This window comes from Sedimenticola selenatireducens DSM 17993, from assembly GCF_000428045.1.
Taxonomy (GTDB): Bacteria; Pseudomonadota; Gammaproteobacteria; order Chromatiales; family Chromatiaceae; genus Sedimenticola; species Sedimenticola selenatireducens.
The window spans coordinates 73,842-91,938 of sequence record NZ_ATZE01000004.1 but is presented as its reverse complement, the minus strand read 5'-3'; the positions used below and the strand labels follow the sequence as shown (position 1 = coordinate 91,938).

Below are 18,097 nucleotides of genomic sequence, written 5' to 3'. Positions count from 1 at the left end.
ACAGTCATTTGAATATCGATACCCTCATCTTTGCCCGCTGGATCATCCCGGTGGTACCGGACCAGCAGGTGCTGGAAGAGCATGCACTGGCGATTCATGGAGGAACCATACTGGAGATCCTGCCGGCAGAGCAGGCCCGTACCAAATACCACCCAAAGAGTCTGCACGAACTGCCGCAGCACGCCCTGATCCCCGGACTGATCAACGCCCACACCCATGCCAGCATGAGCCTGATGCGCGGACTGGCGGACGACCTGCCACTGATGAGCTGGCTCAATGAACACATCTGGCCGGCGGAGGGCCGCTGGATCAGCGAGGAGTTCATCGCCGACGGCACCCGGCTGGCCGTGGCCGAGATGCTGCGGGGCGGCACCACCTGCTTCAATGACATGTACTTTTTTCCCGAAGTGACCGGCAAGGTGTGCGCCGCCGCCGGCATGCGAGCCGTGGTGGGTCTGATCATTATCGACTTCCCGTCGGCCTGGGCCAGCGGCCCGGATGAGTACATCCGCCGTGGACTGGAGGTGCAGGATCAGTTTCGCAACCACGGTCTGATCAGCACCGCCTTCGCCCCGCACGCCCCCTATACCGTCTCCGATCAGCCATTTGAACGTATCCGGGTGCTGGCAGATGAACTGGAGATCCCGATCCACATGCATGTGCATGAGTCGCGGGACGAGATCACTCAGGGGATCAGTCGCTATGGCAACCGGCCCATTGAGCGCCTGCAGCAGCTGGGACTCATCTCCCCCGCCCTCACCGCGGTGCACATGACCCAGCTTGAGGCAGAGGAGATCGACCTGTTCGCCGAAAGCGGCGCCAGTGTGGTCCACTGCCCCGAATCCAATCTGAAACTGGCCTCCGGTTTCTGCCCGGTGGCCAAGCTGCATCGGGCCGGGATCAATATCGCCATCGGCACCGACGGTGCAGCCAGTAATAACGACCTGGATATGTTCAGTGAAATGCGCAGCACCGCCCTGTTGGCCAAGGGCGTGGCCGATGACGCCAGCGCGATCCCCGCCCACACCGCCCTGCGCATGGCAACTCTCAATGGTGCCATCGCATTGGGCATGGGTGAGCGAACCGGCTCACTGGAGCCGGGCAAGGCCGCCGACATCACGGCAGTGGATCTGGGCAGCCTGGAGACCCAGCCGCTCTATCACCCGATTTCGCAACTGGTCTATGCTACCGGACGAGACAAGGTGACCGATGTCTGGATAGCCGGCAAACCGGTACTGCATAACGGACGCCTCACCACCCTTGACCAGCGTGAGATTATCAGCCGGGCAGCAGAGTGGCAGGGACGCATCAGTGAGTTCGAATAAACGCCTGAAACCCAATAACAACCATTCTCTACGTGGCTTGACTATCGGGCTACGAACATACGACATTTTAAGGAGCGAATAATGCGCCCGGTTATCTTTTTCCTGCTTTTTCTTCAGGCCGGACTGGCCCTGGCCCAAACCCCCATCACTCCCGCCGGGGCGCCGATCGTGGTCTACCAGACCAGCGATGACTACGACGCCATACGCTCGAACCTAGAGTTGGCCATCACCGGTCGCGGCATGCTGATCAGCAGCACCCTGCATATCAGTGACATGTTCAACCGCACCGCGGCCGATACCGGCCTGGCCAACACGTTTTACGCCAAGGCCGAGGCCTTCGAGTTCTGCAATCTCAAACTCTCCTGGCAGATGTCAGCGGCCCATCCCGCCAACCTGTCAATCTGTCCGCTCACGGTCGGCATCTATACCTTGCAGGGGCAACCGGATGACGTATTCCTCAGTTATCGCCGTCCCGCGATACTGGGAGAAGCGGAAGAAGCGGCAGCAGCGGAACTGGCACTGATCAAACTGTATGAGGGCATTATCAGGGAGGCGATGGAGTAATCTGGGTTATACTCTCAGCCCGTCGACCCGGTCGACTGAAACCACCAACTCCGGATTCATGAAGAGCCTGAAACAACATGACTGACAGCAGCATCAATGTCGATCACGCCGAAATCAATAAATTTGAGGAACTGGCTGCCCGCTGGTGGGACCCACATAGCGAGTTCAAGCCGCTCCATGAGATCAATCCCCTGCGCCTGAGTTATATCCACCAAATTGCCGGACTGAAGGGCAAGCGGGTACTGGATGTTGGTTGCGGCGGCGGTATTCTCTCCGAGAGCATGGCGCGCGAGGGAGCGACAGTCACCGGGATTGACATGGGCGAGGCACCGTTACAGGTGGCCAGGCTACACCTGCTGGAATCGGGCCTGGAGGTGGATTATCAGCGTATTCCGGTGGAGCAGCTGGCGGAACAGCAGCCGGGATCATTCGATATCGTCACCTGCATGGAGATGCTGGAGCATGTGCCGGACCCGTCTTCCGTGGTGGAGGCCTGCGCCAGCCTGACAAAGCCGGGGGGCCACGTATTCTTCTCCACCCTGAACCGCAACCCCAAATCCTATCTGTTCGCCATTGTGGGCGCGGAGTACCTGTTGCGACTCCTGCCCAGGGGCACCCATGACTTCTCCAAGTTCATCAAGCCGTCGGAACTGGACGCATGGATCCGCCGAGCCGAACTGCTGACTCATGAAATGATCGGCCTGACCTACAATCCACTGACAGGCCAGTATCGCCTGGCGCCCGGCGATGTGGATGTCAATTACATGGTGAGCTGTCGTAAAGCACATGACTGATCACCCAGTGATTGATGGCGCCCGCTTTCGCGGACAACCAATCAGGCTGGTGCTGTTCGACCTGGACGGCACCCTGGCCGATACCGCGCCGGATCTCGCCTATGCGCTGAACCAGACGTTGATTCGGCATGGCCGTAAAGCGCTGCCCTTTGAGCAGATACGCCCTCATGTCTCTCATGGTGGTATCGCGCTGATTCGCGCCGGCTTCGGCATTGAACCGAACCATCCGGAGTTCCAGGGTTACCGTGATGATATGTTGGCCATCTACCAGGACAACATCGCCCGTGAAACCACCCTGTTTCCTGGAATGGAGCAGGTTCTGGCACAGCTTGAGCAACACGCTATCGGCTGGGGCATTGTCACCAACAAACCCGCCTGGCTGACCGATCCGCTGATGGTGGGCATGGGGTTGAACCGACGTGCCGCCTGCATCGTCAGTGGCGACACCACCCCGAACAGCAAACCCCACCCAGGACCAATACTGCATGCCTGCGAACTGACCCGCACACTCCCTCGAGAGTGCCTCTATATCGGTGATGCGGAACGCGACATCATTGCCGGCCGGGAAGCGGGAACCACCACCCTTACCGCCCTGTTTGGCTACCTGGATGCCGCGGACCGCCCGGATACCTGGGGCGCCGACGACAGTGTCGCCTCACCCACCCAGATACTTGAGAAGCTGGGACTCAAATCAAACGGCTGATTAACGGGCACCCAAACCCATGAAGACTCGAATCGGGGACGCCGCCCGGTTAGAATATTCGGACGACAAACATCAGGACCCCGACATGCGCGACTATCACCCACCAAAAGATCTGCTGGCCGGACGCACCATTCTAGTCACCGGTGCCGGTGACGGCATCGGCCGGGCGGCGGCTATCGCCTTTGCCACTCACGGGGCCACCGTGATTCTGCTGGGTCGGACCATCGCCAAGCTCGAGGCGGTCTACGACGCGATCGAGAACGCCGGCGGGGTCAAGCCTGCGATCTACCCGATGAATCTCGAAGGGGCCAGCCCGCACGACTACACTGAACTGGCGGAGACCCTGACCAAGGAGTTCGGTTCCCTGGAGGGATTGCTGCACAATGCCGCGATGCTGCCCTACCTGAGCCGTCTCGACGACTACGATCCTGAAATCTGGCATCAGGTGATGCAGGTAAACCTCAATGCCCCGTTTCTGTTGACCCAGGCCTGCCTGCCGCTGTTACGCAAGGCGAAGGACGCCTCGGTGGTATTTACCGGAGACCAGGTGAGCCGTCAATCGAAGGCCTACTGGGGCGCCTACGGTGTCTCCAAGTTCGGACTGGAGGGACTGATGCTACTGCTCGCCGAGGAGACCCGTGATAGCAGCGACATAAGGGTCAACAGTTTTGCCCCCGGACCAACCCGCACCAAGTTGCGCCTGCTCGCCTTTCCCGGAGAAGAGATCGAGAGCCTTAAAACCCCCGACAGTCTGATACCCGATTACCTCTGGCTCATGGGACCGGACAGCATTGGCACCAGCGGAGAAGCATTGGAATACAGTTGATATTGGGAGGAAACAGATGATCAAACCTTCCTCTACCAGGCCGATTACCTTAAATGCGGGGGGTAGTGTGATACTCATAATTCCCGGGAATTGATGGGAACGCAAGCTTTGCCCATCCTACCTATCAATACGCGTAATTCCACGTCACGCTCCGTAGGATGGGCAAAGCCAGCATTCGCGATGAAACACACTCTTCACATCTTGTGCCGTAGCCATTGATTGCAGCGTAGCGTGCCCATCTACCCGCTGATAGATGACGGCAGTAGGCGGCCAATACTGCCGCCTGCACGCCATCCGGCGGCAACAAACGGCCACAATTATCCGTCATTTTTTTGGCTATTTAAGTATTGATGCTTATATCTATCTGTTTTTTTAATGTTTTTTACTAATGGCACAGAAATAGCATATTTAACGGCGCATATTCTGTGACATATAAAAACAAGTTGGAAACAGTGATTATGACAAACCACATGCAGCATGTTTCAGGCAACACCAAAAGGGTCACACCCCATCCATCCCATCCGGATCGGAATCCGGAAAGCCATTATCGGTTTGCCTCAAAAATACTGGCCCTCAGCGGCGTTCTTCAGAGCACCCTGGAGATTAATGAGTTACTGGCACTGTTTGCTAAAGAGATCCGGCAGTTCATCCAGTATGATGGTCTCACTTATAACTTCCCGTCACTCAAAATTGACATCAAGCTGGGCGACCAGCCGGCCAATAACTGCGCCTATGAACTGGTAGTTGCCGGGGATCATCTGGGTGACCTGAACTTCTTCCGCAGCTATCCATTCGAGACATCTGAACTGGAGATGATCGAAAATCTGCTGGCCGGGCTACTCTATCCGCTTCGCAACACCCTGCTCTATCAACGGGCGGTAGAATCAGCCACCATTGACCCGCTGACCGGAGTGAGAAACCGTGCAGCCATGGACAGCGCAATGAAACGAGAGATCGGCCTCGCCCTGCGGCATAAAACTCCACTCTCGGTCATATTGATGGATATCGACCACTTCAAGTCTATTAATGACCGGCATGGTCATCTGTATGGCGACCAGGCGCTGAAGGCGGTTGCCCAATGCGCCGAACAGAGCGTACGTGAGTCTGACATGATCTTCCGCTATGGTGGCGAAGAGTTTCTTATTTTACTGACCGGCACCGATTTGAGCGGAGCTGAACTGCTGGCGGAGCGTATCCGTCAAAATATCGAGACTATGTCACCACAGACGGATAAGGCGATTCAGATGACGGTCAGCCTCGGCGTCACTACCCTGATCCAGGGCGATGATATCAACAGCCTGTTCCAGCGCATGGACAATGCCCTCTATCGCGCCAAGGATGCCGGAAGAAACCGGACAGTCATCGACAAAGCAGTATAATCCTAGAAACCTCAGCTGACCGCTCAGAGGAATAGATAAGGCAATGACGCAAGTGGATATTGTGCAGTTTAACCGCTTCACCCGTTGGGTGAACACGCTACGTGATCGATTGCGCGATTCTGGCGGCACATGGCCGCGTTGCAACTCCTTGGAATGGAACAACCATTCCGCGTCATTGCGCCTTGCCCTGCACCCCCATAACCGTACACTCCATCTCGTCCAACTGAGGTTTCTAGGATAATCATCTCCAGCGTCTTGACGTATGGACAGGGCTGCCGATAATCGGACAGCCCTTTTCTTTGCAAGAACTGATAATGTCCCGATTGATTCTGTTCAACAAACCCTATGGTGTACTCACCCAGTTTACCGATCAGTCGGGACGCAGAACTCTCGCTGAGTTCGTCCCTATCAGCGGGGTCTATCCCGCCGGCAGGCTGGACCGGGACAGCGAAGGACTGCTACTGCTTACCGATGATGGCAAGCTGCAACACCGACTGGCCAATCCAAAGGAGAAGACCTGGAAGCGCTACTGGGTTGAGGTTGAACGCGTTCCCGACACCACCGCTATTCAGCAACTCCGTGACGGCCTGGAGCTGAAAGACGGCCCGACACTGCCGGCACGAGCACGACTGATCGATCCACCGACACTCTGGGAACGCGATCCGCCGGTGCGGTTTCGTGCCAATATTCCGACCCAGTGGCTGGAAATCGAGATTCGCGAAGGCCGCAACCGGCAGATTCGCCGAATGACCGCCGCTATCGGCTTTCCTACACTGCGCCTGGTGCGCGTCCGTATCGGGGAATGGGAACTTGGCGGACTCCTGCCCGGCCAGTATCAAGTCATTGAGTTGCCTGAGGATGGCGCAAAACCCCGGCCCGGAAAAAAGAAACGCCGCTGATCCCACGTACGCCACCAGGCCAATTTCAGGTTAAAATGATCCTATGATCTGGACTCCACACACCACCGTCGCTTCTATTATTGAACAATCCGGACGTTTTCTTATGGTTGAAGAGCTGGACGCTGACGGCAAGACGGTCTTCAATCAGCCGGCGGGCCATCTGGAAGAGGCGGAAAGCTTGCTGGATGCAGTCATCCGGGAAACCCGGGAAGAGACCGGCTGGGGTTTTACTCCACAGACCCTCATCGGTATCTACCGCTGGCAGGTACCGCCAGCCGAGACCACTTATCTGCGTTTCTGCTTTCACGGCGACTGTCACGACCATCAACCGGAACTGCCGCTGGATGACGGGATTCTGCGTGCTCTCTGGTTGAGCCGTGATGAACTGGCCGCCAATCCGCAACAACTGAGAAGCCCCATGGTGCTGCGCTGCATTGATGACTACCTGGCCGGATGCCGATACCCGCTGGGGTTGATCAATGACCTTAAGTAAGGCAGCCAGTCTCTGTTTATTACTCTGGCAGCTGACCGGTTCCGGCGGTGCCAACGCCGTGGTATTTGTCAGCAGCGAGATCAACACCACACCTGCTCCCGATAACTTCTCCATCTGTTTTGATAACAGCTGCCAATCCATCAGCCAGCTGGCGTTGTCGGATGATCAATGGCAGGGTATCCGGGCTATTTTCCTTCCTGGCTCGGAGACAGCTGGCGAGGAACGCGCGATGATCGGAAAAGCGGTGGCCAGGTTGGAACAGATCGTCGGTCCCATGACCGGCACCGAGAATGACAAAGGCTTGAACAAATCCAGCGACAATCCGGCAGGACACCGAATGGACTGCATTGATGAGTCCACCAACACCACCACCTATCTGTATATGATGCAACAGGATGGACTGCTGAAATGGCACCGACTTAGAGACCCGGTGACCCGCGGCTTTTTTTTCTTCGGCTGGCCGCACACCACCGCGGTGATAGAAGCGAGGGAGGATCACAGCCTCTGGGCGGTCGACTCCTGGTTTTATGACAATGGTCTGGCCCCTGAAATCCTGCCACTGGAGCAGTGGCAGGAGGGCTGGCGTCCGGCCGGGTCATGATGTATCGGGCAATCACGCTATTCTGCTGTCTCCTTCCTGCCGGTCAGTTGCAGGCCCGGGGGGCACCGCCGCCATTTCAGGCCTGCACCGATTTTCACTGCGATATTCGGAAACCTGTTACACTTCGCGACCATCAATGGCGGGAGATCCGTACCCTGTTTTCCGCCGCCCGGACAGCCGCGGAGGAGCGGCAGCAGATCCAGGCCGCTATAGCGAAAATGGAACAACAGGTGGGCGAACAGACCGGCAGTTGGCGCGACCTGGCGGAAAATGACGGCGAGGGATCCGAAGTCGGTCAGCTGGACTGCATTGCCGAGTCAAAGAATACCACCATCTATCTGCAGCTCATTGCAAAGGACAACCTGTTAAAATGGCATCAGGTGAAGGAACGGCGACGTCGCAATCCCTGGCTGTTCGATATTCACTGGACCGCCAGCATCATGGATATCCAGACCAAACAGCAGTACGCGGTAGATTCCTGGTTTTTTGCAAACGGCCAACCGCCTGTCATGCAACCGATCGAAGCATGGCTGGCGGGGCAGGATTTCAGACTGAAGTGAATCATGGCTAAAATAGAAAAGATAATCGTCGGCATGTCCGGCGGTGTCGACTCCTCCGTTGCCGCCCTGCTGATGATTGAGCAGGGCTATCAGGTCGAAGGCCTGTTCATGAAGAACTGGGAGGAAGACGACTCCCGGGAGTACTGCTCAGCCGCAGTTGATCTGGCCGACGCTCAATCCGTTGCCGACCAGCTCGGCATCCGGCTGCACACCATTAATTTCTCCGGGGAGTACTGGGATCATGTGTTCGAGCATTTTCTTGCTGAATATCGCGCCGGGCGCACACCCAATCCAGATGTCCTGTGTAATCGTGAAATCAAATTCAAGGCCTTTCTGGATTATGCCCTGCACCTGGGCGCCGCCGGCATCGCCACCGGGCATTACGCCAGTATCGGCCGCCGGGAAGATAACTGGCAGATGTTGCGGGCACGCGATGAAAACAAGGACCAGACCTATTTTCTCTATATGCTGGGTCAGGAACAACTCCGCCACAGCCACTTCCCCCTGGGTGACCTGGAAAAGCCGGAAGTGCGAAAAATTGCCGAACAGGCTGGTCTGCCCAACCACAAAAAGAAAGACAGCACCGGTATCTGCTTTATCGGCGAACGTAAATTCAGCGAATTTCTCAGCCGCTATCTGCCGGCCAGACCGGGCCAGATGGTCACCCCTGAGGGGAGCGTGATCGGTGAGCACCAGGGTCTGATGTACTATACCCTGGGTCAGCGCAAGGGCCTGGGCATCGGCGGACGGGCGGACAGTGAAACCGATCCCTGGTTTGTCGTCGACAAGGATCTTGAGAGCAACCGGCTGATTGTCGCACAGGGACATGATCACCCACTGCTGCTGAAACAGGAGTTGGATGCGAGTCAACTACACTGGGTTGCCGGTTCTGCTCCGCCACTACCCGTCACCTGCATGGCCCGTATCCGGCACCGTCAGCCACTTCAGGCCTGCACCCTGTCACCGCTTGAAAACGGTCATCTGCGGGTCCAATTTAATAAAAAACAGCGCGCCGTGACACCGGGACAATCCATCGTCTTTTATCAGGACCAGGTGTGCCTCGGCGGCGGCATAATCGAACAGGCATATTAATGAAGAGTGACCGTGATAGATGCATCGCCCTGGCTGGTGTTTTCCAGGCTGCCAACATGGCAGCACAGATCGCCGAGCAGGGCATTGTGGATACCCAGTCGATGGAGGCCAGCATCCACAGCCTGTTCAAGATCGATGCAGACAGTGTGGATAACGTCTATGGTGGCCTGCAGGGCGTGGAATCCGGACTGCGCCTGATTCAACAGCAGTTGGGAGAAAAACGCACAGATAACGTTCTGGTCACCCAGTATGTCATCGCCCTGCTCCACCTCGAACGCAAGCTGAGTAAAAACAGACCCATGCAGCAACAGATCCAGGAGGGTATCAGATCGGCCGAAGGCAGGATCACTCATTTTCACCTGCTGCATACCAACATCATCGCCCAACTCGCGGACATCTATGCCCATACGATAAGCACCCTCAAGCCACGCATCATGGTCAAGGGTGAACCGCTACACCTGCAAAATCCTGACAATGTGAATCGAATCCGGGCGCTGCTGCTGGCGGGCATCCGCTCCGCCATGCTCTGGCGTCAGTGCGACGGCGGTAGATGGCAGGTGATCTTGGGGCGCAAAAAAATGGCAGAGCAGGCACGGCGGCTTCTGCATATTCTTTAGGAGTCTGTCGGACTTAACACTGATCTACTGCGGAAAAGCCGGATTTGGCCATATTTTCCGATCTTCCTCGTTGGATAGGTCCACTATTCGCCTCGAAAGATCAAAAAATCTGTCTCATTCAATCGCCTGGAGCGATTGACGTGCCAACCCCGAAGGGGTGGAGCACAGGGACGTGCGGAACAAATCGGCTTTCCCTCGCTACGATCGGTCAAGCCCGACAAACTCCTAGGCAACTGTGTGGGGAGTCACAGATCTTCTTACGCTTCGCCATGATCCAACGAAAAGTGGGAACGGTTCGATAACCCCCAGCTTCTGTGGCGTGCGACAATGCCGTAAAACCAACACCTGGAACTGATTGCTATGCAAAAAAGACACGTTCAACTGCTGATAGTTATGCTCTTGTTTTCACTCATGAGCCTCTCCGTCTTTGCAAACAGCGACGCGGGACAGGATCAAAGCCAGCCCTCCGCGGCGAGCGATACGGATAAAACCGGGGCATGGGATAAAACCCGTGAGGTGGGATCGAGTACGGTTCAGAGCGGTCAGGAATTTGGCTCAACGGTCGCGCAGAAGTCGAAAGAGGTTTATCAGACCGTCAAGGAGAAAGGAAGCGCGGCCGGCGAGGTAATTGCCGACACATCACGCAACGCCTGGAAAAAGACCAAACAGACCGGGGCACTGGTAGCTGAGAAGGCAAGCGAATTCGGCTCCAGTATTGCGGAGAAGTCAAAATCCCTCTACCGCCAGGCCACCCAACCTGTTGAGTCGGCCCCCAGACAGGATATCTGAGACAAATTTTCCTCTATCAATCACCCCCTCACACGCGATGTTGCGCTAGTGATCCGGGCAACCCACGCGGTTGCCTGTACTTTTGCGGCGCACTGTGACAGCTTCCGGATCAGCAAACAATCCTCCCCCGGCGAAGCCCGGGATCGCCTAAATTTGATTAGTGGCATTTTTTTGCTGCAAGTCAATTATCTGGCGTAGATACCCCCGTAAACTGCCAATAATTGTGTCATTTGACACAGTATCCTGAACAACACTCACTGTACGGCCAATATATCCGCTATATATAACCGAGTTGAGTTAAATCCAGAGACCCAGACCAGCAATGAATTGGCACAACCTTTCTTATCCTTATCACCCGGTTTACCTATTCCGATGCTGGGTCTGAAGTCCAGATTGCTGCTCACTATCGGTACGGTATTTCTGATCGCATTTGGAGTTCTCACCTATATTGACTACCAGGACACCCGCAAGGAGATCGCCGAATCTCTGATCAACGAAGCCCGTTCCATCCGTGGCATGATGGCAGCCACCCGCCGAGTCTATCGTCACCAGTTTATGACCAGCGGATTACCTCTGAATGAGAACACCATCGGCTTCCTGCCGGCGCACGCACTGAGCCGGATATCCAGGGAGTTTTCTAACTGGGTTACCACGGGTCTCTCATTCAACAACGTCTCCGACCGGCCGCGCAATCCGGACCTCAAAGCCGACAGGATAGAGATGGAGGCGATACAGCATTTCAGAGACAACCCCGGTCAACAGGAGCGAATGATCCCGTTTACGACCCCCGAGGGAAAATCCTTCTATCACTTCTCGAGTCCCATCTGGATCACCAAGGACTGCCTGAAATGCCACGGCAAACCCGAAGACGCGCCACCCGGCATTCGTGAGATGTACGAAGCATCCTATCATTACCAATTGGGTGATCTGAAAGGAATTTTCAGCATCAAACTCCCGGCCGAGGAACTGGAAAGACGCGCTATCAATCAGGTCTGGAACTCCAGCCTGAATTATCTGTTCGGCTTTTTCTGTACCTTTCTGGCGGTCTTTCTGTTGATCAGGCACACGGTATTGAACCGTATCACGGCCCTCACCTCGGCAACCCGACAACTGGCGGCGGGAGACTATACAACACGCGTACCCACAGCCGGAAGTGACGAAATCGCCCAGGTGGGGGCTGCCTTTAACTCCATGACGGAAGCGATTGCGGTCCGCACTCAGCACATGGAGCAGAGCGAACAGGCAGTGCGGGAAAAACAGCAGTTCCTGCAGGCGGTCATTGATGGGGTAATCGATCCTATCATGGTGATACGCAAGGATTATCGGGTCATTATGATGAACAGGGCTGCCCGAAACTGCCTTCCTGACGACGCGCCCAGGGATAAGATATATCACTGCTATGAGGCCTCTCATCACCGGAACACACCCTGCTCCGGCAAAGACCACCCCTGCCCGCTCCAGCAGGTGATGGATCAGGCGGCACCGGTCACCCTGATACACGAACATCACTGTGTCGGCATGAAACCAAGAATGTACGAACTGGATGCATCTCCCTTCTGGGAGAGCGACGGCACCCTGATCGGTATAATCGAAACTTCCAAAGACATTACTGATCAGTTGGCCACGGAACAGCAGCTGCGTGAAAACGAGGCGAGACTGAGCCACCTGGCACAACATGACGCCTTGACCGGTCTGCCAAACCGGCTGCTATTCCATGACCGACTGGAACACGCCATGCACAAGGCACACCGGACCGGACATCCGGTAGCGGTTCTGTTCCTGGACCTGGATCGGTTTAAAAACATCAATGACGGTCTGGGTCATGATGTCGGCGACGGCATGCTCAAGACGGTCTCCACACGCCTGCAGCGAGCCATGCGGGAAGATGACACAGTGGCTCGCCTGGGCGGCGACGAGTTTGTCATTATCCTGGAAGAACTACCCGATCCGGGCAGCGCAGCCGCTGTTGCGTCAAAATGTCTTACCACCCTGTCGCGGCGGATGGTGATCAATGGAATAGAGATTTTTCCCACTGTCAGTATAGGCATCAGCCTTTTTCCGGATGATGCCACCACGGTGGACGGGCTGATGAAATGCGCCGACACCGCCATGTATCGGGCCAAGGATGCCGGCCGCAACAGCTTCCAGTTCTATACCCGGGACATGAACGACCGGACAGTCAAGATGCTGCTGCTTGAGGGCAGTCTGCGTCACGCCATATCGAAAAATCAACTCTGCCTGTTCTACCAACCGAAATTTGATCTGACGAACGACCTGCTGGTCGGCATGGAAGCCCTGATCCGCTGGAACCACCCTGAAAAAGGCTTGATCCCGCCCTCCGATTTTATCCCCCTGGCGGAGGATACCGGCATGATCATTCCCATCGGCGAATGGGTGATACAGGAGGCCTGCCGGCAAATCAAGGCGTGGCAGAAACTGGCAATCGACCATCTGCACGTAGCGGTCAACATATCGGCCCGCCATTTCAATCCGATGATTATTGAGACCATTATCAAGGCACTCAATAAAAATCAGCTTGAGCCCCGGTTTCTCGAACTGGAGATAACGGAAAGCGTATTGATGGACAATGCAGATTCAGCCATTGAGATACTTACACGACTGCGAGAAATGGGGATATCGCTATCCATTGACGATTTCGGTACCGGTTACTCCTCCCTCAGTTATCTCAAGCGCTTTCCCATCGCCAGTCTGAAGATTGACCGATCATTCGTCATGGACATGACCGACGACAGCAATGATGCGGCTATCGTTTCATCCATTGTCGCCTTGGCCAGAAACATGGATCTTCAGGTAACGGCGGAGGGCATCGAGACCTCCCGGCAGCTGGAGCTGATCAAACACCTGGGCTGCGATCATGGCCAGGGTTATCTCCTGGGACGACCGATGCCAGCCGAGGAATTCGAACAGCGTTATCTGCTCCCCCTACATACTTAAGTGAAGGCTCAAACCCGCAAAAGTGCGCCCGTGCCGGGCGCATAAAAAAAGCCCCTGGGTGATCCAGGGGCTTTGCAGTTTCCACCCGAGAAGGTGGGATCAGGCGACGAATTCCACCCGATTGGCTACCGACTGGTAGGCCTCGATCTGATCAAAGTTCATGTAGCGGAAGATATCCGCAGACATGGCATCGATCTGATCCGCATAGACCATGTACTCCTCAACCGTCGGCAACTTGCCGATGATAGCTGCAACGGCCGCCAGTTCGGCGGATGAGAGGTAGACATTGGCCCCGGTACCGAGACGGTTGGGGAAGTTGCGGGTCGAGGTAGAGACTACAGTCGCGTTGTCTTTCACCCGTGCCTGGTTACCCATGCAGAGTGAGCAGCCCGGCATCTCCATGCGTGCTCCCGCCTTACCGAAGGTGGCGTAATAGCCCTCTTCGTTCAGCACATAGGCGTCCATTTTGGTTGGTGGTGCCATCCACAGACGGGTCGGTATGTCATGCTTGCCTTCCAGCAGCTTACCCGCCGCCCGGAAATGACCGATATTGGTCATACAGGAACCGATGAACACCTCGTCTATTTTCTGACCAGCCACTTCGGAGAGCTGCTTGACGTCGTCCGGATCGTTCGGACAGGCCAGGATCGGCTCTTTCACGTCCGCCAGATCGATCTCGATCACCGCCGCATATTCGGCATCGGCATCACCTTCCAGCAACTGCGGGTCCGCCAACCACTTCTCCATGCCTTCGATGCGCCGTTGCAGGGTACGTGGATCCTGGTAGTCGTTGGCGATCATCCACTTCAACAGGGTGATGTTGGATTGCAGGTACTCGATGATCGGCGCCTTATCCAGTTTGATGGTACAGCCGGCCGCCGAACGCTCTGCCGAGGCATCGGAGAGTTCAAACGCCTGCTCCACCTTCAAGTCCGGCAGACCCTCGATCTCCAGCACGCGACCGGAGAAGATGTTCTTCTTGCCCGCCTTGGCGACGGTCAACAGGCCCTGCTTGATGGCATAGTAGGGAATGGCATTGACCAGATCACGCAGGGTGATGCCCGGCTGCATTTTTCCCTTGAAGCGCACCAGCACCGACTCCGGCATATCCAGTGGCATCACACCGGTGGCGGCGGCGAAGGCGACCAGACCAGAACCAGCCGGGAACGAGAGACCGATCGGGAAGCGGGTGTGGGAATCACCGCCGGTACCCAGGGTATCGGGCAACAGCATGCGGTTCAGCCAGGAGTGAATAATGCCGTCACCCGGACGCAGGGCCACACCGCCACGGGAGGAAATGAAATCAGGCAGGGTGTGATGGGTGGTGATATCCACCGGTTTCGGGTAGGCCGCGGTGTGGCAGAAAGACTGCATCACCAGATCGGCGGAGAAACCGAGGCAGGCCAGATCCTTCAGCTCGTCACGGGTCATGGGACCGGTGGTATCCTGGGAACCGACCGTGGTCATCCTTGGCTCGCAGTAGGCGCCTGGGCGGACACCCTCGACACCGCAGGCACGGCCGACCATCTTCTGCGCAAGGGAGTAACCCTTGGTGCTGTCAGCCGCCGGGGCCGGTGATTTGAACAGGGTGGATGGATCCAGACCCAGCGCCTCACGGGCCCGGGCGGTGAGGCCGCGACCGATAATCAATGGGATACGTCCGCCAGCACGCACCTCATCCAGTAACACATCGGTTTTCAACTCGAAGCGACACAGCTCTTCGCCACTCTCATGGTTTTTGACCACTCCCTCGTAGGGGTAGACGTCAATGACATCCCCCATGTTCAGGTTGGAGACATCACATTCGAACGGCAGTGCGCCGGCATCCTCCATGGTATTGAAGAAAATCGGCGCGATCTTGCCGCCGAGGCAGAAGCCGCCAGCACGCTTGTTGGGGATGAAGGGAATATCATCGCCCATGTGCCACAACACTGAGTTGGTAGCCGATTTACGCGACGAGCCGGTACCCACTACATCACCGACATAAGCCACCGGATGGCCCTTCTGTTTCAGCTCTTCAATGAACTTGATCGGCCCAATGACTCCCGGCTGATCCGGAGTGATGCCCTCACGCTCCATCTTCAACATCGCATTGGCGTGCAACGGGATATCCGGGCGGGACCAGGCGTCCGGCGCCGGAGAGAGGTCATCGGTATTGGTCTCGCCGGTGACCTTGAACACGGTCAATGTGACCTTTTCGGCCAGTTCCGGCTTCTGGGTAAACCACTCTCCCTCAGCCCAGGACTGCAGAATAGCCTTGGCGTGGTCATTGCCGGCATCGGCCTTCTCCTTGACGTCATTAAAGGCATCAAACACCAACAAGGTGTGGGAGAGCGCCTTGACCGCGGTCGGTGCCAGCGCTTCATCATCCAGCGCCTCCACCAGCGGAGCGATATTGTAACCACCCAGCATAGTACCGAGCAGTTCGGTCGCCTTAACGCGGTCAATCAGGGGACAGTTACAACTTCCCTTGGCCACATCCGCCAGGAAGGCGGCCTTCACATAAGCAGACTGGTCCACTCCGGCAGGTACACGGTGGATTATCAGGTCCAACAGATAGGCTTCTTCACCAGCAGGAGGATTCTTCAGCAGTTCAACCAGCTGAGCGGTTTGCTCCGGATTGAGCGGTAGCGGGGGGATGCCCTCCGCGGCACGCTCTTCTACGTGTTTGCGATAGCTTTCTAACACCGAGTGATCCTCCTGGGTTGGCGCCTGGATCAGGCTCTGTTTCATCTAAATTTTCAAGGAATTAGCGTTCGTCATTTCAGGGACGATGCCTATTTATAACTCAAAACCGGGAAAAATTCTGCACTGCAGCAGAAATATTTCTCAAAAAGGTCCTGCATATTAGGACAACCGTCTGTTTTATCTTGGAGCAGATGTCGGCGATATTACCCCATCATGCCGGCATTAGCGAGCAGGCCGACCACGTGCTGTTGGGCAGAACTTAACCTTTGGTCACTACCGGGAATCGAATGGTATAATCCGCTGCTTTACCAGTCTTGGCTTTGAATAAACTAACGCAGGCGCGCAGAAATCCCATGGAACTCTCTACTTTAACCGCAATATCCCCGGTTGACGGTCGCTATGGCAGCAAAACCGTTGATCTTCGTCCTATTTTCAGCGAGTACGGACTGATCCGTGCCCGGGTGCAGGTCGAGGTCAGGTGGCTTCAGGCTCTGGCCGCCAATCCTCAGATCACGGAAGTGCCCCCACTCAGCGAGGAGGCCGAGACGGCACTGAACAGTATTCTGGACAACTTCAGTACCGCGGATGCCGGCCTGGTCAAGGAGATCGAACGCGAAACCAATCATGACGTGAAGGCGGTTGAATATTTCCTAAAGCGCAAAATTGCCGGCAACAGCGAACTGGAGGCGGTTAGCGAGTTTATACATTTCGCCTGCACTTCCGAAGACATCAACAATCTCTCCCATGCCCTAATGCTGCAACAGGGGCGCGAACAGCAACTGCTGCCGAAAATGGACCAGCTGATCGAGGCCATCCGCAAGCTCGCTCACGCACACGCCGAAATACCCATGCTCTCCCGCACCCACGGCCAGCCCGCCTCCCCCACGACCCTGGGCAAGGAGATGGCCAATGTGGTCTACCGGCTTCAGCGTCAGCGGGACCAGGTAACCAAGGTCCCGCTGCTGGGCAAGATCAACGGTGCGGTGGGCAACTACAACGCCCATATATCAGCCTACCCGGACATCGACTGGGAGCAGTTCGCACAACGCTTCGTTGAATCCCTGGGTCTGGTCTGGAACCCCTACACCACCCAGATTGAACCCCACGACTACATGGCGGAACTGTTTGACGCCACGGCCCGCTTTAACACCATCGTTATCGATTTTTCCCGGGATATCTGGGGCTATATCTCGCTCGGCTATTTCAAACAGCGCACCATTGCCGGCGAGGTAGGCTCATCCACCATGCCGCACAAGGTCAACCCGATCGACTTCGAGAATGGCGAAGGCAACCTGGGCATTGCCAATGCCCTGTTCAGTCACCTGGCGATGAAACTGCCGATCTCCCGCTGGCAACGCGACCTGACCGACTCCACCGTGTTACGCAATGTGGGTGTCGGCTTCGCCTACACCTCGATAGCCCTGCAGTCCATTCTGAAAGGCATCGGCAAACTGGAAGCGAATGCGGCGATACTGGCCAATGACCTGGATGGCAATTGGGAAGTGCTGGCAGAACCGATCCAGACCGTGATGCGCCGCTACGGTATCGAGAAGCCTTATGAAAAACTGAAGGCATTGACCCGGGGACAGCGCATTGGCGCCGATGAAATGCGCACATTCGTGGATGGACTGGACATACCCGAAGCGGCCAAAAAGGCATTAAGGGAAATGACACCCGGCAGTTATATCGGCAACGCCATCGAGCAGGCAAAAAAAATCTGACTATCTGCACTGCCTAGCCGAATGCCGGTAGCGCTTCAACTTCGCAGTATTGCGGATCGTCACCACTGGTGGTGGTTTAATCGCGGCTGAA

General features: G+C 56.2%; 16 protein-coding genes. 15 read left to right on the top strand and 1 reads right to left on the bottom strand.

The genetic code is table 11. From position 1 onward, the window contains the following. Positions 1-8 precede the first annotated feature (8 nt). The 14 genes from A3GO_RS0104690 (at position 9) to A3GO_RS22550 (ending at position 13,597) form a co-directional block, all read left to right on the top strand. Positions 9-1,325: a TRZ/ATZ family hydrolase gene (locus tag A3GO_RS0104690; RefSeq protein ID WP_029132415.1), complete on the top strand. Its 1,317-nt coding sequence runs from the start codon at positions 9-11 to the stop codon at positions 1,323-1,325. Positions 1,326-1,406: 81 nt separating this feature from the next. Next, on the top strand, positions 1,407-1,889 hold the full coding sequence (locus A3GO_RS22570; RefSeq protein WP_051301841.1) for a hypothetical protein: 483 nt from the start codon (positions 1,407-1,409) through the stop codon (positions 1,887-1,889). 77 nt (positions 1,890-1,966) lie between these two features. Beyond that, positions 1,967-2,683 (top strand): bifunctional 2-polyprenyl-6-hydroxyphenol methylase/3-demethylubiquinol 3-O-methyltransferase UbiG, encoded by a 717-nt coding sequence (gene ubiG / locus A3GO_RS0104680; RefSeq protein ID WP_029132414.1) that lies wholly within the window; start codon positions 1,967-1,969, stop codon positions 2,681-2,683. Further along, positions 2,676-3,386 carry an HAD family hydrolase gene (locus A3GO_RS0104675; RefSeq protein WP_051301840.1) on the top strand — a complete coding sequence of 237 codons (711 nt, stop codon included), beginning with the start codon at positions 2,676-2,678 and terminating at the stop codon, positions 3,384-3,386. Before ubiG ends, A3GO_RS0104675 begins: the two co-directional genes overlap by 8 nt. 19 nt (positions 3,387-3,405) lie before the next feature. Continuing rightward, entirely contained in the window at positions 3,406-4,212 is an 807-nt protein-coding gene (locus A3GO_RS0104670) for a YciK family oxidoreductase (protein WP_470406607.1), read from the top strand. A gap of 458 nt (positions 4,213-4,670) precedes the next feature. Beyond that, entirely contained in the window at positions 4,671-5,591 is a 921-nt protein-coding gene (locus tag A3GO_RS22565) for a GGDEF domain-containing protein (RefSeq protein WP_051301839.1), read from the top strand. A 314-nt stretch (positions 5,592-5,905) separates the two neighbouring features. Continuing rightward, entirely contained in the window at positions 5,906-6,490 is a 585-nt protein-coding gene (locus tag A3GO_RS22560) for a pseudouridine synthase (protein WP_037374689.1), read from the top strand. 43 nt (positions 6,491-6,533) lie between these two features. Further along, the gene (locus A3GO_RS0104655) at positions 6,534-6,983 is read left to right on the top strand and encodes an NUDIX hydrolase (protein WP_029132411.1); all 450 of its coding nucleotides are present in this window, start codon (positions 6,534-6,536) and stop codon (positions 6,981-6,983) included. After that, positions 6,970-7,584: a hypothetical protein gene (locus tag A3GO_RS22555; RefSeq protein WP_051301838.1), complete on the top strand. Its 615-nt coding sequence runs from the start codon at positions 6,970-6,972 to the stop codon at positions 7,582-7,584. The genes A3GO_RS0104655 and A3GO_RS22555 overlap by 14 nt, the downstream gene beginning before the upstream one ends. Beyond that, positions 7,581-8,144 (top strand): hypothetical protein, encoded by a 564-nt coding sequence (locus tag A3GO_RS0104645; RefSeq protein WP_157606710.1) that lies wholly within the window; start codon positions 7,581-7,583, stop codon positions 8,142-8,144. The genes A3GO_RS22555 and A3GO_RS0104645 overlap by 4 nt, the downstream gene beginning before the upstream one ends. A gap of 3 nt (positions 8,145-8,147) precedes the next feature. Then, positions 8,148-9,236: a tRNA 2-thiouridine(34) synthase MnmA gene (mnmA, locus tag A3GO_RS0104640; RefSeq protein WP_029132409.1), complete on the top strand. Its 1,089-nt coding sequence runs from the start codon at positions 8,148-8,150 to the stop codon at positions 9,234-9,236. Next, the gene (gene hflD, locus A3GO_RS0104635; RefSeq protein ID WP_037374688.1) at positions 9,236-9,853 is read left to right on the top strand and encodes a high frequency lysogenization protein HflD; all 618 of its coding nucleotides are present in this window, start codon (positions 9,236-9,238) and stop codon (positions 9,851-9,853) included. Before mnmA ends, hflD begins: the two co-directional genes overlap by 1 nt. 360 nt (positions 9,854-10,213) lie before the next feature. Further along, the gene (locus A3GO_RS0104630) at positions 10,214-10,642 is read left to right on the top strand and encodes a hypothetical protein (protein ID WP_029132407.1); all 429 of its coding nucleotides are present in this window, start codon (positions 10,214-10,216) and stop codon (positions 10,640-10,642) included. A 372-nt stretch (positions 10,643-11,014) separates the two neighbouring features. Beyond that, positions 11,015-13,597 carry an EAL domain-containing protein gene (locus A3GO_RS22550; RefSeq protein ID WP_051301836.1) on the top strand — a complete coding sequence of 861 codons (2,583 nt, stop codon included), beginning with the start codon at positions 11,015-11,017 and terminating at the stop codon, positions 13,595-13,597. A 99-nt stretch (positions 13,598-13,696) separates the two neighbouring features. Here the strand turns inward: A3GO_RS22550 and acnB are convergent, their stop codons facing one another. Then, complete coding sequence (gene acnB, locus A3GO_RS0104620) at positions 13,697-16,285, bottom strand: bifunctional aconitate hydratase 2/2-methylisocitrate dehydratase (RefSeq protein ID WP_029132406.1); 2,589 nt, start codon at positions 16,283-16,285, stop codon at positions 13,697-13,699. A 353-nt stretch (positions 16,286-16,638) separates the two neighbouring features. Between acnB and purB the strand changes: the two genes are divergently transcribed. Beyond that, positions 16,639-18,006, top strand: coding sequence for an adenylosuccinate lyase (gene purB / locus A3GO_RS0104615; protein WP_029132405.1), 1,368 nt, complete (start codon positions 16,639-16,641; stop codon positions 18,004-18,006). The last annotated feature ends 91 nt before the right edge of the window (positions 18,007-18,097 follow it).

What these genes read in the sequence shown, in the direction of transcription:
- A3GO_RS22560 (WP_037374689.1), top strand. Translation starts at nt 5,906, where the DNA reads ATGTCCCGATTGATTCTGTTCAACAAACCCTATGGTGTACTCACCCAG.
- purB (WP_029132405.1), top strand. Translation starts at nt 16,639, where the DNA reads ATGGAACTCTCTACTTTAACCGCAATATCCCCGGTTGACGGTCGCTAT.
- A3GO_RS0104630 (WP_029132407.1), top strand. Translation starts at nt 10,214, where the DNA reads ATGCAAAAAAGACACGTTCAACTGCTGATAGTTATGCTCTTGTTTTCA.
- hflD (WP_037374688.1), top strand. Translation starts at nt 9,236, where the DNA reads ATGAAGAGTGACCGTGATAGATGCATCGCCCTGGCTGGTGTTTTCCAG.
- A3GO_RS22565 (WP_051301839.1), top strand. Translation starts at nt 4,671, where the DNA reads ATGACAAACCACATGCAGCATGTTTCAGGCAACACCAAAAGGGTCACA.
- A3GO_RS0104675 (WP_051301840.1), top strand. Translation starts at nt 2,676, where the DNA reads ATGACTGATCACCCAGTGATTGATGGCGCCCGCTTTCGCGGACAACCA.
- mnmA (WP_029132409.1), top strand. Translation starts at nt 8,148, where the DNA reads ATGGCTAAAATAGAAAAGATAATCGTCGGCATGTCCGGCGGTGTCGAC.
- A3GO_RS0104670 (WP_470406607.1), top strand. Translation starts at nt 3,406, where the DNA reads ATGAAGACTCGAATCGGGGACGCCGCCCGGTTAGAATATTCGGACGAC.
- A3GO_RS22570 (WP_051301841.1), top strand. Translation starts at nt 1,407, where the DNA reads ATGCGCCCGGTTATCTTTTTCCTGCTTTTTCTTCAGGCCGGACTGGCC.
- A3GO_RS22550 (WP_051301836.1), top strand. Translation starts at nt 11,015, where the DNA reads ATGCTGGGTCTGAAGTCCAGATTGCTGCTCACTATCGGTACGGTATTT.
- A3GO_RS0104655 (WP_029132411.1), top strand. Translation starts at nt 6,534, where the DNA reads ATGATCTGGACTCCACACACCACCGTCGCTTCTATTATTGAACAATCC.
- A3GO_RS22555 (WP_051301838.1), top strand. Translation starts at nt 6,970, where the DNA reads ATGACCTTAAGTAAGGCAGCCAGTCTCTGTTTATTACTCTGGCAGCTG.
- A3GO_RS0104645 (WP_157606710.1), top strand. Translation starts at nt 7,581, where the DNA reads ATGATGTATCGGGCAATCACGCTATTCTGCTGTCTCCTTCCTGCCGGT.
- ubiG (WP_029132414.1), top strand. Translation starts at nt 1,967, where the DNA reads ATGACTGACAGCAGCATCAATGTCGATCACGCCGAAATCAATAAATTT.